Raw genomic sequence first — 205 nt, forward strand, 5'->3', positions numbered from 1 at the left:
CCCACGGCGATGGCCGCTTCCCGAGGCTGTTCAGGCAGCTCGTGAAAGCCGATCTTCTGATCCTGGACGATTGGGGCCGGATCGGCTGACCGCGCCGCAGCGCCGGGACCTCATGGTGATCGTCGAGGACCGCTATCAGGCCGGCTCCACGCTCATCACCAGCCAGCTCCCCGTCGGCGCCTGGCATGCCGTCATCGACGAGCCA

1 pseudogene is annotated in these 205 nt (G+C 67.8%); it reads left to right on the forward strand.

The annotated features are described in order from the left end of the window. Positions 1–112: 112 nt before the first annotated feature. Positions 113–205 (forward strand): annotated as a pseudogene (locus QSJ97_RS24930) (AAA family ATPase); the annotation flags it as partial.

This window comes from Paralimibaculum aggregatum (assembly GCF_030270585.1).
Classification (GTDB): Bacteria; Pseudomonadota; Alphaproteobacteria; order Rhodobacterales; family Rhodobacteraceae; genus Thermohalobaculum; species Thermohalobaculum aggregatum.